The organism is Paenibacillus sp. FSL R5-0473 (assembly GCF_038004565.1).
Lineage (GTDB): Bacteria > Bacillota > Bacilli > Paenibacillales > Paenibacillaceae > Paenibacillus > Paenibacillus amylolyticus.
Genome location: NZ_JBBORL010000001.1, coordinates 3,741,203 through 3,755,649, shown reverse-complemented (window position 1 = coordinate 3,755,649; position 14,447 = coordinate 3,741,203). Strand labels below are relative to the sequence as shown.

Below are 14,447 nucleotides of genomic sequence, written 5' to 3'. Positions count from 1 at the left end.
TTTTACAATAGACCCTTCCATGTTTGAGATATAAGAAAAGGGTCCCGCTGAGCGCCATCTTCCGTTATAATATAGGGGAGGTGAGAACATCATGCCGGAATTACCGGAAGTCGAAACAGTCAGAAGAACATTGAATCAACTTATTGTGGGCAAAACGATTGATCATGTTACCGTTAGCTTGCCGCGGATTATTCAGCGGCCGGACGACATAGATGCATTTGCAATGGAACTCGCGGGACATACCGTCATTGGGGTGGAGCGTCGAGGCAAGTTTTTGCGAATTTTGCTGGACGGGCTGGTGCTTGTCTCCCATCTGCGGATGGAAGGAAGATACGGTGTGTACGAGCAACATGAAGATGTGGAGAAACATACACATGTGATCTTCCATTTTAATGATGGTACGGAATTGCGTTATAAGGATGTGCGTCAATTTGGTACGATGCATCTGTTCAATGCAGGTGAGGAACTGGTGTCCAAACCTTTGCTGAAGCTGGGACTGGAGCCGCTTGATCCAGCCTTTACGGTAACTGCATTCCGCGAGGCGGTTGGCAAGCGTACAACCAAAATCAAGGCTGTACTTTTAAATCAGGCATATGTGGTTGGTATCGGGAATATTTATGTGGACGAGGCTCTATTTCGCGCAGGTATCCATCCCGAGACCATCGCCAAGACACTGACCGAAGCTCAGTTAACGGTGCTTCATGAAGCGATTGTGGCTACGTTGCAAGATGCAGTGAATGCAGGTGGATCTTCCATCAAGTCCTATGTGAATGGACAGGGTGAGATGGGGATGTTCCAGCATCAATTGAAAATCTATGGACGCAAATCAGAACCTTGTACAACTTGTGGTACGTTAATTGAAAAAACGGTGGTTGGTGGCCGTGGAACGCATTTTTGTCCGAACTGTCAGCTGCTGTAAAATGAACTGAATGAACGAAATGATGAAATCATAGCACCCTTGGATTCCTCCCTCCATATACTGATATGGCAGAAATAAGCGGGCGTATACCCATACTGGCATCTTCAGTTGGCACGAGTACCGCACAGAGGAGGAGTCCGGGGTGCTGCATCATTTTATTTCATTGCTGGCGCTTGCTTTGGCGCTTAGTTTAGATGGTTTTGGAGTCGGGATTACATATGGGTTACGGAGGACTAAGATTCCCCTGTTATCTATTGCTGTTATTTCGATCTGTTCAGGATTGGTTATTGCCTTGTCGATGCAAGTAGGTGTGTTGTTGTCTCATGTGGTGTCACCGGATATCGCTTCGATCGTGGGAGCTGTTATATTGATAGGTATTGGTGCATGGTCACTGTTGCAACTAATTCGGAAGCAAGGCAAAGAACAGCTGGAAACAGACACTGGAATGGGTGAGGGAACAGAAGCAAAGGTAACTGGAGTGGGAGAAGCACAAGAGAGACTGTCGGCTTCAAAGGGCAGAAATCAGGTGCTTGCACTGGATCTGGAACAGTCGGCTTCAAGTGGATCACTGGAACGAATGGTATTTACACTGGAGCTGCGCAAGCTGGGCGTTGTCATTCAAATTCTTCGGAGTCCCTCCAAGGCGGATATGGATAACTCGGGGAGTATATCTGCTCAAGAAGCGATGTGGCTGGGTATTGCTCTGTCTCTGGATGCGTTTGGAGCAGGTTTGGGAGCGGCACTTCTGGGATTCCCTACACTATGGACAGCACTCATTATTGCACTGTTTAGTGGGGCGTTTCTGTCACTCGGCATGAAGGTTGGCCTACGATTCTCAGCTCTGCGCTGGATGCGAAGACTGTCTGTATTGCCAGCGCTAATGTTAATGATTATGGGAATAATGAAGTTGTTATGAGGTGAAACGATGAATATAGGCTTAACCGGCGGGATCGCGACAGGCAAAAGCAGTGTTTCCGCCTATCTCGCCAGTAAGGGAGCGTTGCTCATCGATGCAGACGTTATTGCCCGGGAAGTTATGATGCCCGGGCATCCCGTGTTGGCCGCCGCTGTTAAGCGGTTTGGACAAGCCATACTGAACGAAGATGGAACACTGGATCGGAAAAAGCTCGGAAGCATTGTTTTTCAACAACCAGAGGAACGGAAGGCATTGGAGGCCATCACACACCCGGCAATCCGAAGAGAGATGCGCGAACGGGCTGCTGCATACGAATCGCAACATCCGGATAAACTTGTGGTGTCTGATATTCCTTTGCTCTACGAATCAGGTCTGGAGGACGGTTTCGAGGAAGTTATGGTCGTATATGTCCCGAGATCGGTGCAACGAGATCGCTTGATGGGTCGGGATGGAATGACTGCAGCACAGGCTGAGGCCCGGATGGATGTACAGATGGATATTGAGCGCAAAAAGCAGATGGCAGACATTGTCATCGATAACAGCGGCTTATGGTCTGCGACGGAGCAGCAAATTGACTCATATCTACAGCGTAAGGGTTTGTTATGAGAATATTGCGTAAGAAACGTGTACTGCTGTTGATGTTTGTGTCCTTTGTACTGGTGTTATTTCTGAATACAAACTGGATGGCATGGTTCTATCCCATACATTATAAGGAAGAGATCCGTGCCCAATCTCAGAGCTATGAGGTTGATCCGTTTCTGATTGCTTCCATTATCAAGGTGGAGACTAATTTTAAGACAAGCAAGGAATCCAAACGAGGTGCCATTGGGCTCATGCAACTGATGCCGGACACGGCGAATTGGATACTGGAACAAGCCAAAATTCCCGACACTTCGCTGGAGGAATTGAAGCACGAGCCTGAACGAAATATTCAATTAGGCACATGGTATCTGCGGAATCTGTCTGATCAATTCGATGGCAATGAAGCAGTTATGATCGCTGCCTATAATGCGGGACCAGGCAAAGTGAACAGTTGGCTTAGAGATGGTGTATGGGATGGCTCGTTCGATACAGTGAAAGATATTCCGTTTGGTGAGACGCGTCACTATGTACAAAGAGTCATTTACTATTATAATCAGTATGTAAAGATCTATAATACGTTCTAAGTATATAAGTAGAAGCACAGAGCAGGCCGGTTATTCACCGGCCGCTCCATGCTCCTCTGTGTAGCGTATTACGATGCAGATATTATTGGTATTGACCTGCCAATTGCTGTTCTGCAATTGTTACCAGACGCTTCGTGATGTATCCACCGATCGAACCGTTCTCGTAAGAAGTCATGTTACCTTGGTATCCGTCTTGTGGGATGCTGATTCCGAGTTCTTGAGCAACTTCATATTTCATTTGCTCGAGTGCTGCGGAAGCTTTAGTTACCACCAAGTTGTTGGAGTTACCATTGCTTTGTGCCATTGCTGTTCACCTCCTCGCGGGTTGGTAAAAGTATTATGTGTCGGCAATGCGTTTTTCATTACAAAATAAGTACAGGGAATATGTGGTAAAAAGTAAAACGTGGGAAGTGATCTGTTTTGAAGTGTCCTTATTGCGGTTATATGGGTACCAAAGTGCTTGATTCGCGTCCGGCCAACGAAGCAAAATCCATTCGTCGTCGCCGTGAGTGTGAGCAGTGTGCCCGAAGATTTACAACGTTTGAGATGATTGAGGAGACTCCACTGATTGTTATTAAGAAAGATGGCAGTCGTGAAGAGTTCAGCCGGGACAAGATTCTCCGCGGGCTTATTCGTGCCTGTGAGAAACGTCCAGTCTCCGTAGAGACCCTGGAGATGATGGTATCTGAAGTAGAGAAATCTCTGCGTAATACAGCCGATGCTGAGGTCGAGAGTCGCCAGATTGGTGAGTTATTGATGGAGCAGCTGTTTCCCGTAGATGAAGTGGCTTATGTACGCTTTGCGTCGGTATATCGCCAGTTCAAAGATATCAATATGTTCATGAAAGAACTGAAATCCCTGTTGTCCAAAGACGATCTGGAGGATTAGTGAAGTTGGTAAAGGGAGAAGAGCAGTCTGGAGTTCCAGTCCGTGTGTACCAGAGAAATCGGTTGTTCTTCTCCAATCACTTTGGATCTTAAAAAGTGATTGACAGCGAAAGCTGGATTTTATATGATATAGGAGTCGCCTGTGGAACGTAGCAGCGCTGGACAAGTTATCTATTTCATATCCTGGGGCCTTAGCTCAGCTGGGAGAGCGCATCGCTGGCAGCGATGAGGTCAGGGGTTCGATCCCCCTAGGCTCCATAACTCGTAGAAAATCCGCTAATATAGCGGGTTTTTTCGTTTGTCTAGACGTTGACTGTTAACGTGGACACCTCGCAGATATGCGCTCCACGCATCGCAGATATACGCGCCTAATCCCTCGATTTCTTACCGTACTTATTATCGAAGGAGACAGTATAAAATGGATAAACGTAAAGGAAGAACAATTAAGAGTGAGCGCACATCAACGGGCTTACAACATTCGTTAGACTACTTGTTTGATTACTACTATCAGGCGAAGAAGTCGGAGGGCCGTGCAGAGAATACGCTAAAGACATACGTACAGAATTACAATTACTTCTGCGAATTTCTGGACGAGCGTAAGATCATTCGTGACATCCGGAATATCAACGTTGAGGTTAGGCGTGATTACATAATTTGGTTACGCGATGAAATGCGGAGATTTAGTGATAACTGTAACGTTCCGGATTCCGTACGTACCGTTGGACTGCTACCGAAGTCAATTAACACGCGGATTAAGAACATGAAGACGATGTTCAAGTTCCTTAAAGAAGAGGAAGTAATTGAAGCAGACCCGTTTACGTATTTAAAGAACGTACTGGATATTGGGAAGATATTGAGGTACTTACCGCGCAGGAGATGAGCGACCTCCTCAAAGCGCCAAACCAACGCAAGTACAGCGACTTTCGAGATTTCGTTGTAATAATTCTCCTAATTGACGGGATGTTACGCGTAGACGAGGCGTTAACATTACGTAAGACTGACGTAGACTTCACTGCATGCTGTGCAACTTTACGATGGGAAATAACCAAGACACGTAAGCCTCGAATTGTACCGATCACAAAACGAACTACTAAGCTGATGCAAGAGTTAATCCGTGAATCAACGGAGTTTGGAAGTGAATATATATTCCTCAATAATTACGGGGAACGGTTGGTTCCGAATCACTTCTGTCACCAATTAAAGAAATATGCGGATAGGGCGGGGATTGAGAAGCGCGTGTATCCGCATCTACTGAGACATTCGGGAGCCACGTTATTCTTAGAGGAGGGTGGTTCACAGCGTTACCTACAGGTTATCCTTGGACATGCTAATGGGCGTATGACTGCTCACTATACCCACCTATCTGACAAGAAAGTGAAGAAGAACCACGACGAGTATTCACCTCTGAACGCGGTTATCGGAAAATTGGAAAAGCCGCGAAAGATTAAAAGATAATTTCTGTCTTCCATCAGAAGCTATTTAAGGATAGAAATCAGGCGCAGTTCTCGCGGGAGAAATTCCGTTGAGGGCTGTGCCTTTTCTGCGTTTATTTGATAGGAGCCCATTTGAACGCGGAAACCTCAGTATCACCGTACTCCGCCAATGGACTGTTGTAATCAGCAAAGTAAGAGTTAGGATCTTTAAATTCATAAGTAACCCACACATTTTGAACATAGTCAATAGGATCAACTTCCAGGGTTGGGTATTTATAATAGCTACCATCAGTTATTCCTTTTATCTTTTTAGTCGGTAATATGGAGGCGATATCCTTTGCAAAATCCTCGATGAATTGGTGAATCTGGCTTTCTGTCTTGTTTGCCTTGAGAACGGAATTGGGATCGATTGAATTTTGGTTATCAAAAATAAGTTGGTCTATACTTCTTACATCATAATGAAAGTTAATTAGGAGGTCATAAGCTTCAAACTTAGATTTATTTTCAGTAACGCTAAAACTAAATTTCAATTCAGTAAGTGATGTTTTAAGGGGTGATTTTACTCCATAAGTTTCATTAAGATATTTTTCAATACCTTTTGCATCTTTAAGGGAAGGAGAATTTTGTTTAAGTGTGTCAGAAGTAGAATTATCTATGTATTATATGCCTTGAGAATTGAGGAGTTAAATGTTGCTAAAACCTCGATACGAAAGAGTCTTCGTGTAATAGATTTTCTGTTACACGGTCCAGATTGTATTAAATTGTTCATCTGTAGTGGCCGCAACCCGTACGCAGGGTTAGCGGTTCTTACGCGTTCTCTCCGTCAAATCCCCGTACATATAGCGCTCCTGGCCCGTCCTGTTACGTTTCCCTCACCAAAGCCCTAACACGCTGATTCCACGGTAATTCTACGCAAAAAAGAGCCGTATGCTTAACGGCCCGGTGTGTCTCAATATTTATTATTCCATAATTTTGAATCCGCGTGTATACTGGAAAGTGGACAAGAGCGGGCTTTACCTACCTTCATATGAGGGGAGGTGGTAGCATGTCCACCTATGAGACACTTATCCTTATGATTTCGTTCGCTACATTAATAGTATTAATTATACGTACTAAGCAGAAATAACCGCAGTCTTTGGTAGAGAGGGCGGTTATTTCTCCGAAGATGTACCGCTCTTGTCCACTGTAAATTATGATTTACAGTGGTAATTCAATTTTACCCGCAAATGTACCGCATTACAATATTAAATAACGAATATAGTTATTTTATTAGCTTTTGATGGGAATTTCATAATAATAAAAATACCGTTATCCCTAGGTATGGGTTAGCGGTTTTTGCGTCATTCGGTACTTTCCTCGGTATTCGGTATGTATTCGATTAAGTCGCTAGGCAATACGCCAAGCCCTTTACAAAGCGCGCCGAGAGTATCGTAGTCAATTCGTTTCGTTGCATTCGCGGCAAGAGACATTATTGTATTGCGACTTACGCCTGTTAGTGCTACTAAGTCTTTATTCATTAACTTACGCTCAGTCATGATCTCACCAAGCCGACAACGGATGTTCATTAAAATTCCTCCAAAATAATTATGCACAACATATTGACATGTTGATATTCTCATAATGAGAAGCGGTCTGTTGATGGACGACAGGTAAAACATGAGAGTAAATACCAGCGTTACTCTTCTTATGCCCGAATGCCCAGCATTATTAAACGGATAAGGTAAAGCAACTAATGCAGGCATGTTCCTCCGATAAACAACAACTGAATTATGAAGTTTTAGATTTAATGTTTACACGTTTAGATAAGATGAATTTGAAGGAATAGGGAGGACTTACTCTCTAATTTCTTACATAAGATTTTTCTCACGTAGATTGGTATAGCTGTTATGGCCGATTTTACGTGATCGAGCACGTTTATCCCAATAGTTTTTCCAACTTCTACAAGTCGTTTTGTGAAATTCAGATCTCCTGGAGATGGTGTCGAGTCTCCGCTGGGATGATTATGAGCACAAATAATAGAAGCACTACAATGCTTAATAGCAGCATGAAATACTTCTCTTGGATGAACAATGGTGGCATTCAATGAGCTGATGGAAATAACTTCTTTACAGATTACTTTATTTTTGGTGTTTAAGAAGAGGCAGACAAAGTTTCCCCACTTTTAAGAATTGGAATTCAGGTTCGAGGAACTGGAAAGACAGGTAATGCTAGCATTTTGCAAGTTTCAGTATGGCACTCAATTGACATGTTTTGTTTAATCCGATTCCTTTAATGTTAACAAGCTGTTGCTCTGAAACGTTCATAAGCTCTTGAATAGTAGGAAACTGTTCAAGTAAATCATCAATGGGATAACTATTCGTATGCTCAAGTAAGCATTCTGAGGGCAACTTTCTCATTATCTCTGTGCGGATGTTCATATGTATTCCCTCTGACTATTTAATCTCAATACTTTTCTTTAATCTAATATAGAAATGAATTTTGTAGTTCTATGAGACTGGAAGATAAAAATATTGTTGGATAAAGAGGAAAATAGTCCTATTATGTAGAAAATGTAATTATGTATTTTCTAGGAAGTGTAGTAGCTATATCGTTTTATGGAGGGCAATATATGAAATCGAATGCTCCTGGTCAGTTATTAGGATACGCACTACAATTCCCTCGTGCACTTTATCATCTTCTTAGGAGTGCTCCTAGTGATGTTGTTTGTGTTGAAGTTGTTGGTGATGTTGCAATCCGATACTCTAATGGTGAACTTCTTACAGAAGAAGATAAGTCGTCAGTATTAGGGAATGTATTGACCGATAGATCAAAAGATTTATGGAAGACACTATCTAATTGGATAGATGCTTCTAATTCAGGATTTATTGATATAGAAAAGACCCAATTTGTACTATATACAAATCAGTCTGGAAGAAGAGGGCTGGTTAATGAGTTTGATGAAGCACAAGATCCATTGAAAGCTTCAACTGCTTTGAAGAAAGCAAAAGATAAACTTAAAGAGTTAGACGTTGAACATGAGATATGGAAATATTATAACTACGTAGTAAATGAAAATGAGATTCAATTCATGGAAATTATCCAACGCTTTAATTTGCAAATAGAGAGTGGAGCCGGATACGATGCTGTTAGAATTGAAATACAAAAAAAACATGTTTCTGAAAAACAAATTGACTTTATTATGGAAAATTTAAACGGTTGGGTATTAAAGATTGTTGTTGAAAGTATAGCAGCACGTAGAAGTGCGATCATGACTTGGGAAGACTTTGATAAACAATTCAAAGTGTTGCTTGATCGCTCACGTTCTAGAGAACTCATTGATTTTACTATGAATTATAATAAGGAACATGACAAAGTCAAAAAACAATTTAAAGAACGGCCAATATACTTAAAACAGCTTGAAGCTATAGAACTTACTGAAAATGAAATGCTCGAGGCAATTTCTGATTTTTTAAGAGCAGATGCAAATCTTGAAAGATGGATAGAAAATGAAACTATTGATTATGATATTGCTTTGGATTTTGAAGATCGTTTGACTAAGTTTTGGAAGAATCAAAGGAAAAGAATTGGAATTACTGAAAAGAATTTAAATGCGGTAGAGCAGGGGCAATTACTTTTGTCTGATTGCAATTCAAGGTTAGAAACAATAAGAGATATGACTCCCCCAGCCTCTACTATTCCTGGCACATATCATGCGTTAGCAGATGAAGCAGAAATAGGATGGCATTCAGAATGGGATAAAATATTTATTAAGGAGAAGGGGGATTAATTTGGGGAGATTGGTGGATGAAGTAAAGCTCTGGAATACTCCGATACTTGGAGCTTTCATACTTTGGAGATTCACCCAGGGGTATTGTGCTGGTCATCCTAATGGAGATGCTCCCATTGGTCTTCTACACTTTGTAGCGTCTGCAATACTCACAAACAAAAAATTGCTAAAACCTGTGACTAATCAAAGAGATGGTTTACAGTCTTACGCACGAAGTTTTGAAGAGTCTAAGCAGTCAGATATCTTATTGTCTATTCAGCAAAGAGTTAAAGATAAGCGAGAATATACACTTGCTTCCATAGATATTGCTATTTCAGAAGGATTAGTGATGTGGGATATAGAAAGCGGAAAAATATATCCGAGAGCTTTGAATAAGAAACCTAGTCGGGGAAAAGGTTTGAAGACACCGATTAAACGCATAGGAGATCAGGCTGAAATTCTGGGGAAATGGTTTTCTAAACATGATTTAATTACGATTGAAGCATATTTAAAGGTGGTGTTCTAATGCAGTTCCAAATTTTCAAATTAATCATCTGGCCTAAATCTCCAGAGTTCCCTCCTCAAGTTATACCATTTGAATTAGGCAAAGTGAATGTAATCACTGGTTCATCTCGTACTGGAAAATCAGCAATTATTCCTATAATTGATTATTGTCTTGCTTCCAGTGATTGCTTTATTCCAATAGATACGATTCGTGATTTTGTATCATGGTATGGAGTGGTTATTCAAACTGAGGCTGAACAAATATTAATAGCAAGGAAAGTACCATTGGGAAATAAAGTTTCAAATGAATTTTATTTGTCACGAGGGAGAATCGTAAGTATTCCTCCAATAATTGAAGAACCTAATGAAAAAACTGAAGGAGTTAAACATATTTTAAATGCTATTGCTTCAGTGCCATATTTCAACCTGAGTGGTAGCGAAGATGAGAAGGAAAACTATCAAGCTAGACTTAGTTTTAGAGATTTAATGGCCTTAATATTCCAAAATCAAGATATCGTGGCTAATCAAAATATATTATTTTATAAAACACATGCTCATGAACATAGAGAGAGATTAAGAAACTGGTTTCCTTTTATTCTAGGTATTGAGAATATTGAAATCCTCGTCGCTAGGCAGCGGCTTCAATTTGTGGAAAAACGTTTAGGACAGTTAAAAAAGGAATTTGAAAAGATTAGGAATGTATCAGCTTCATGGATGGCGAACATGTTAGGTCATATAAAAATCGCGCAAGAGTATGGAATTCTTAATCAGGAAATTTCTGATGATACACCTTCCGATGAACTTTTATTAATTGCCAAGAGGATTTTCGAAGATATCCCCAAACATTCGAATACAAAAATTGAAAACATTGAATCGGCAAATAAGGAGATTATTCAGTTAGAAATTGAAGAGAGAAATATTAGCGAACAAATTGCGGAGGCAAAAAAAAGGTTGAATGACGTAAAACGTCTGAGAACCAATTTGATAGATTATGGAAATTCTCAACAGAAAAGAGCAGATCGGTTACACATTTCAATGTGGTTGGAAAATGTTTCATCTGAATCAGTTGCTTGTCCAGCTTGTGGAAGCTCAGAACATCCAAAATCAACTTCGGAGTTGTCAAAAGTAATTTCTGCCTTTAAAAAATATGAAGACCAATCAAGAAATGTTGCCGAAGTTCCAACTTCATTTTCGAGAGAAGAAGAACGGACTAAGCTAGAGTTACAAAAACTTCTAGATAATAAAGAAAAAATACAAAAGAGGTTTGATTTATTGATCTCTAGAGATAAAAAAGCACAGGAGGAGTTCCAACGTAACCAACAAATGTTTATTTTTTTGGGTCATTTAAAAGCTTCAATAGAAACTTTCGAAAAACTTGTTGATGGCGGTGACCTACAAAAGGAAATTACATCGTTGGAAATGGAGTATATTGATTTACAAGTAAAAGTTGATAAAGGAAAAATGCAACTAAGAATTGATAAGGCTACTACAACTATTTCGCAAAAAATGCTAAATCATTTAAAAACCCTTGATGTAGAAGAAAAATATCGTAAAGTAGCTCCAAGATTCATTATTAAAGACCTAAATATCTCAATCCTCAGTAATGATGGTAATTGGCATTATCTTGCTCAAGTTGGCAGTGCATCAAACTGGGTATCTTTTCACATAGCACTGATGTGTTCATTACAAGAATTTTTTCTTGAAATGGAAAACTCATGTGTGCCTAGTTTCGTTATTTTTGATCAGCCCAGTCAAGTTTACTTTCCTAAATTAAAGAGAATTAATGAGGACACTGAAGACGAACCACAATATGATAACGAAGACATAACTGCTGTGAAAAGTATATTTAGCACTATCGCAAACTCAGTTGTAGCGAGCCAAGGTGCGTGGCAGTGCATTATTCTGGATCATGCAGACAGTGATATCTACGGAACTATTGAAGGGGTTCATGAGGTAGTTGAATGGAGAAATGGAAAAAAATTAATACCAGAAGAATGGTATTCTTAAAGTTGAGGCAAGAATCAAAAATTAAAAGTGAAACAATTTGGAGAAAAACTTATTATGTTCAAGGATAAATCATATGATGAGACTCTTAAAATCATACAGGAAGGTCTATGGTATTTAAAAGATACTACTTCAGAAATTGCTATAGAGCATTTGAATAGTATAGCTAAAAAGTATGAGTTCACCTTAAATGATACGCTTCAATCCATTGAAAACAAATTAAATTTCAGTGATTGTACAGGTATTTATTATTTTGAGGCTAATTTTAATATTTTCTACTCTAAATGGTTGAGAGAACAAGGGAACCAGTTTGATAATTTAATTGAACGAAGAGAAAGATTCTTCTTTTATATTCTTGACCGCTGGTTTGAAAATAGAAGTGGCAATACCCCTCGAATTTCAAGGATAAAGTTTATGAAACATTTTGTGGCACGAAAGAGTGGAAAAAACTTTTATTCAGATGGTTGGGTTCCATTATACATTGGTAAGGCGAGAAATGACATTTTTTCCTCAAACAAAGGATTAAAATTTAGAATAATAGAACACATTTATGCAGATTATAGGACAACTTCCGATCAACTCTATAGTATGCGTTTGAATGATCTAGAAACGACTTTTAATGATGTTGACTTTAGAGTTTCATATGTGAAAATGGATAAATTTGAAGAAGATTATTTGTATCATCTTGTTTATTTTATAGAAAAAGAACTGCGATTTAGAATAAATCCAATAATAGGTAAACAATAAAGGTTGCTTTTAGAATAGAGGTTCCATGTTTTAAGTTTAGCGATTAAGTAGGAAGAGGAATAGAATCTTATCTAAGAACTTCTCATGCATATCCTTCGAAGTACAGAATCTCATCTTCCTAGAGGAGAACAGAAAAATAACTGTTTTATGAAGTCTGGATGTTGTGTTGCTCATACATCGTGTGCCCCCATTATAGTTTAATAGGTTATACATATGGAGGGAGAACAGGATACTACTAGGCGCGTGACTAAATCATGTCCTTAATGCTAAAAGAATCTCTTTATAATTAGAACCTGCTAAATCATATTATTTGATTGTAATAATAAAGGAGAGAAAACTTTTATGAAAGAAGATACTTCATTAATTGATCGTGCTGGTGTAGGCTTGGCACAGTTGAAGTTTTCTAATACACTTAAGTGGATTTTTAGGGAACAACCTACAAGTGATTACGGTATAGATGCTCATATAGAAATTTACGATGGGTCTTACCCATCAGGAAAACTTATCGCTTTACAAATAAAAACTGGAGAATCATATACACGAAAAAAAGATGGTAGGCTTATTTATTATGGTGATTTGAAACACTACACATATTGGATGAATCATTCTCTTCCAGTTATATTAGTTCTGTGTGATTTAGATAGTAGTACAATCTATTGGCAACATATAACAAAAGATACCACTGAATTCACAAAAAAGGGTTGGAAAACTGAAATCAAGCAAAATCAAATTTTAGACTCAAATTCTAAAGATTCATTGATAAAAATCTCCGAAAACAAGTCAGTGTATGAAAGATTCTTGATAAATATGAGCATATCTAAGGCTTGGATGGAAGCACTGGACAATGGGGGGACTATTATTTGTGAATCAGAAGAATGGATAAACAAGTCATCTGGATTGGGTAAATTAAGAATTATCCTGAACGAAGGTAAGAATAACGAAGAAGAAATTTTATGGAGTAACAATATTTTGTTACCATTTACTCCATATGAACAAGCATTCGAGAAGCTTTTTCCATGGGCACATATAACAATAGACTATGATTTTTATGAACAATTTGACATTGAAGATTATGAACTTGATAACGGTTACTATGATTCAGAAGAAGATGAATACATCACTGACTATAGTTATTATGATGATTATCTCAAAAGTATGCCATCAATAAGACCATATATAATAGAAAGTGGTGAATTAGCTAAATATAGACTTGTGTTAACGCTAAATGATCTTGGAAAATCTTTTTTAAATATTAATGACCATATTTATACGAAGAATAAGTCCAATCGTCCAGTAAAAGAAAAAAAACTTGAGAAAGAGTTTGAACCATTTGGAGAAAGTACATTTATAACTATCCATGATGCTGATAAATTTTCAACTATTATAAGATACTGTGAAAATCATAATTTAATCCGAGTAAAAGGAAGTACAGGGATGAATATGAAATCTATTTTTCAACGTATTTATGATAGTTATTTAAGAACATCGGAATGGGCAAAGTATGAATTACCAGCACCAAGTAATGTAGTGCATGATTTACGAAAAGATTTAGAATCCTTTTTAAATTTGTTGTCTTCTGAAAATAATTCATTTTTTAATGGAGCGATTTTCGATTCTAATAAGAGTGAATTCTTGTTACGTAAATGGAGACTTGTTGAGTTATTGTTAGATATCAAAAAGTATAATTTTTTGCTCGACGATTATTACGAAAGAAAGTGGAATATAGATAGAAGATCACCCAAAGAATTCAATGATATTGTTATGTCAGTATTGTTAGATGAGGAATTAGTTATTAATGATAATCAAATTGAAACGCTAGAGTCACACGAGAAAAATTTAGTTGAAGACGAGAAGTTAAAGGAACAGTACAATTCGTGCTATGCTTATTTTGAAAATGCAAACAGCGAACTAACAAAATATATGCATGAATTTTTTGGATTTTTAATTGGGAATAAATTTGCTGCTCAATATAGTGATTAGGAAAATAAAAATATACAACAATAGATTGAAGTATTGAAGCTATAAATTGAAAGTAATGGACTCTTTATTTTTTAGTATGATTTTCTTGAAATTAACCAATTTTAGAGGTTAATTATGACTACAGATCACTGATCACTCTGCTCCTT

The 14,447-nt window shown here is 38.6% G+C and carries 17 protein-coding genes and 1 tRNA gene; 14 read left to right on the top strand and 4 right to left on the bottom strand.

Features of this window, described 5'->3' with window-relative positions; translation table 11 throughout:
* Nucleotides 1-91 precede the first annotated feature (91 nt).
* The 4 genes from mutM (at nt 92) to MKY28_RS16280 (ending at nt 3,001) form a co-directional block, all read left to right on the top strand.
* Nucleotides 92-919 (top strand): DNA-formamidopyrimidine glycosylase, encoded by an 828-nt coding sequence (gene mutM / locus MKY28_RS16295; protein ID WP_036669994.1) that lies wholly within the window; start codon nt 92-94, stop codon nt 917-919.
* Between the two features lie 142 nt (nt 920-1,061).
* Complete coding sequence (locus tag MKY28_RS16290) at nt 1,062-1,835, top strand: manganese efflux pump (protein WP_047842325.1); 774 nt, start codon at nt 1,062-1,064, stop codon at nt 1,833-1,835.
* Nucleotides 1,836-1,844: 9 nt separating this feature from the next.
* The gene (coaE, locus tag MKY28_RS16285; protein ID WP_340936399.1) at nt 1,845-2,441 is read left to right on the top strand and encodes a dephospho-CoA kinase; all 597 of its coding nucleotides are present in this window, start codon (nt 1,845-1,847) and stop codon (nt 2,439-2,441) included.
* Complete coding sequence (locus MKY28_RS16280; protein WP_036609809.1) at nt 2,438-3,001, top strand: lytic transglycosylase domain-containing protein; 564 nt, start codon at nt 2,438-2,440, stop codon at nt 2,999-3,001. The genes coaE and MKY28_RS16280 overlap by 4 nt, the downstream gene beginning before the upstream one ends.
* An 82-nt stretch (nt 3,002-3,083) precedes the next feature.
* Here the strand turns inward: MKY28_RS16280 and MKY28_RS16275 are convergent, their stop codons facing one another.
* Nucleotides 3,084-3,305: an alpha/beta-type small acid-soluble spore protein gene (locus MKY28_RS16275; RefSeq protein ID WP_017689472.1), complete on the bottom strand. Its 222-nt coding sequence runs from the start codon at nt 3,303-3,305 to the stop codon at nt 3,084-3,086.
* Between the two features lie 116 nt (nt 3,306-3,421).
* Here MKY28_RS16275 and nrdR point away from each other — a divergent pair, with 116 nt between their 5' ends.
* From nrdR to MKY28_RS16255, 4 genes are all read left to right on the top strand, one after another.
* Nucleotides 3,422-3,889 (top strand): transcriptional regulator NrdR, encoded by a 468-nt coding sequence (nrdR, locus tag MKY28_RS16270; RefSeq protein WP_036609807.1) that lies wholly within the window; start codon nt 3,422-3,424, stop codon nt 3,887-3,889.
* A gap of 184 nt (nt 3,890-4,073) precedes the next feature.
* Nucleotides 4,074-4,146 (top strand) — tRNA-Ala (locus tag MKY28_RS16265).
* 160 nt (nt 4,147-4,306) lie between these two features.
* Nucleotides 4,307-4,768, top strand: coding sequence for a phage integrase SAM-like domain-containing protein (locus MKY28_RS16260; protein ID WP_340936398.1), 462 nt, complete (start codon nt 4,307-4,309; stop codon nt 4,766-4,768).
* The gene (locus MKY28_RS16255) at nt 4,765-5,343 is read left to right on the top strand and encodes a tyrosine-type recombinase/integrase (protein WP_340936397.1); all 579 of its coding nucleotides are present in this window, start codon (nt 4,765-4,767) and stop codon (nt 5,341-5,343) included. Before MKY28_RS16260 ends, MKY28_RS16255 begins: the two co-directional genes overlap by 4 nt.
* 91 nt (nt 5,344-5,434) lie before the next feature.
* Here the strand turns inward: MKY28_RS16255 and MKY28_RS16250 are convergent, their stop codons facing one another.
* Nucleotides 5,435-5,851: a hypothetical protein gene (locus MKY28_RS16250; RefSeq protein WP_340936396.1), complete on the bottom strand. Its 417-nt coding sequence runs from the start codon at nt 5,849-5,851 to the stop codon at nt 5,435-5,437.
* A gap of 497 nt (nt 5,852-6,348) precedes the next feature.
* Here MKY28_RS16250 and MKY28_RS31730 point away from each other — a divergent pair, with 497 nt between their 5' ends.
* Nucleotides 6,349-6,447 (top strand): putative holin-like toxin, encoded by a 99-nt coding sequence (locus tag MKY28_RS31730; RefSeq protein WP_353883448.1) that lies wholly within the window; start codon nt 6,349-6,351, stop codon nt 6,445-6,447.
* Between the two features lie 214 nt (nt 6,448-6,661).
* Here MKY28_RS31730 and MKY28_RS16245 read toward each other — a convergent pair whose 3' ends face one another.
* Together MKY28_RS16245 and MKY28_RS16240 are read right to left on the bottom strand one after the other, a co-directional pair.
* Nucleotides 6,662-7,063, bottom strand: coding sequence for a helix-turn-helix domain-containing protein (locus tag MKY28_RS16245; protein WP_340936395.1), 402 nt, complete (start codon nt 7,061-7,063; stop codon nt 6,662-6,664).
* A 56-nt stretch (nt 7,064-7,119) separates the two neighbouring features.
* Entirely contained in the window at nt 7,120-7,413 is a 294-nt protein-coding gene (locus MKY28_RS16240; RefSeq protein WP_445670926.1) for a JAB domain-containing protein, read from the bottom strand.
* A 516-nt stretch (nt 7,414-7,929) separates the two neighbouring features.
* On the opposite strand from MKY28_RS16240, the gene MKY28_RS16235 reads away from it, so the two are divergent.
* The 5 genes from MKY28_RS16235 to MKY28_RS16215 all read left to right on the top strand — a co-directional run bounded on the left by MKY28_RS16235 (nt 7,930) and on the right by MKY28_RS16215 (nt 14,301).
* Nucleotides 7,930-9,087 (top strand): ABC-three component system protein, encoded by a 1,158-nt coding sequence (locus MKY28_RS16235; protein ID WP_340936394.1) that lies wholly within the window; start codon nt 7,930-7,932, stop codon nt 9,085-9,087.
* A 1-nt stretch (nt 9,088) separates the two neighbouring features.
* A complete protein-coding gene (locus tag MKY28_RS16230) occupies nt 9,089-9,592 on the top strand; it encodes a three component ABC system middle component (RefSeq protein ID WP_340936393.1) in 504 nt (167 codons plus the stop codon).
* A complete protein-coding gene (locus MKY28_RS16225; RefSeq protein ID WP_340936392.1) occupies nt 9,592-11,577 on the top strand; it encodes a DUF3732 domain-containing protein in 1,986 nt (661 codons plus the stop codon). The genes MKY28_RS16230 and MKY28_RS16225 overlap by 1 nt, the downstream gene beginning before the upstream one ends.
* A 54-nt stretch (nt 11,578-11,631) precedes the next feature.
* Nucleotides 11,632-12,321 carry a hypothetical protein gene (locus MKY28_RS16220; protein WP_340936391.1) on the top strand — a complete coding sequence of 230 codons (690 nt, stop codon included), beginning with the start codon at nt 11,632-11,634 and terminating at the stop codon, nt 12,319-12,321.
* Between the two features lie 342 nt (nt 12,322-12,663).
* Entirely contained in the window at nt 12,664-14,301 is a 1,638-nt protein-coding gene (locus tag MKY28_RS16215; protein ID WP_340936390.1) for a DUF4365 domain-containing protein, read from the top strand.
* Nucleotides 14,302-14,447 lie beyond the last annotated feature (146 nt).

Bases quoted from the DNA above. Each gene is read 5' to 3' on its own strand.
- mutM (WP_036669994.1), top strand. From the start codon at position 92: ATGCCGGAATTACCGGAAGTCGAAACAGTCAGAAGAACATTGAATCAA.
- coaE (WP_340936399.1), top strand. From the start codon at position 1,845: ATGAATATAGGCTTAACCGGCGGGATCGCGACAGGCAAAAGCAGTGTT.
- MKY28_RS16280 (WP_036609809.1), top strand. From the start codon at position 2,438: ATGAGAATATTGCGTAAGAAACGTGTACTGCTGTTGATGTTTGTGTCC.
- MKY28_RS16275 (WP_017689472.1), bottom strand. From the start codon at position 3,305: ATGGCACAAAGCAATGGTAACTCCAACAACTTGGTGGTAACTAAAGCT.
- MKY28_RS16260 (WP_340936398.1), top strand. From the start codon at position 4,307: ATGGATAAACGTAAAGGAAGAACAATTAAGAGTGAGCGCACATCAACG.
- MKY28_RS16255 (WP_340936397.1), top strand. From the start codon at position 4,765: ATGAGCGACCTCCTCAAAGCGCCAAACCAACGCAAGTACAGCGACTTT.
- MKY28_RS31730 (WP_353883448.1), top strand. From the start codon at position 6,349: ATGAGGGGAGGTGGTAGCATGTCCACCTATGAGACACTTATCCTTATG.
- MKY28_RS16245 (WP_340936395.1), bottom strand. From the start codon at position 7,063: ATGCCTGCATTAGTTGCTTTACCTTATCCGTTTAATAATGCTGGGCAT.
- MKY28_RS16235 (WP_340936394.1), top strand. From the start codon at position 7,930: ATGAAATCGAATGCTCCTGGTCAGTTATTAGGATACGCACTACAATTC.
- MKY28_RS16225 (WP_340936392.1), top strand. From the start codon at position 9,592: ATGCAGTTCCAAATTTTCAAATTAATCATCTGGCCTAAATCTCCAGAG.
- MKY28_RS16220 (WP_340936391.1), top strand. From the start codon at position 11,632: ATGTTCAAGGATAAATCATATGATGAGACTCTTAAAATCATACAGGAA.
- MKY28_RS16215 (WP_340936390.1), top strand. From the start codon at position 12,664: ATGAAAGAAGATACTTCATTAATTGATCGTGCTGGTGTAGGCTTGGCA.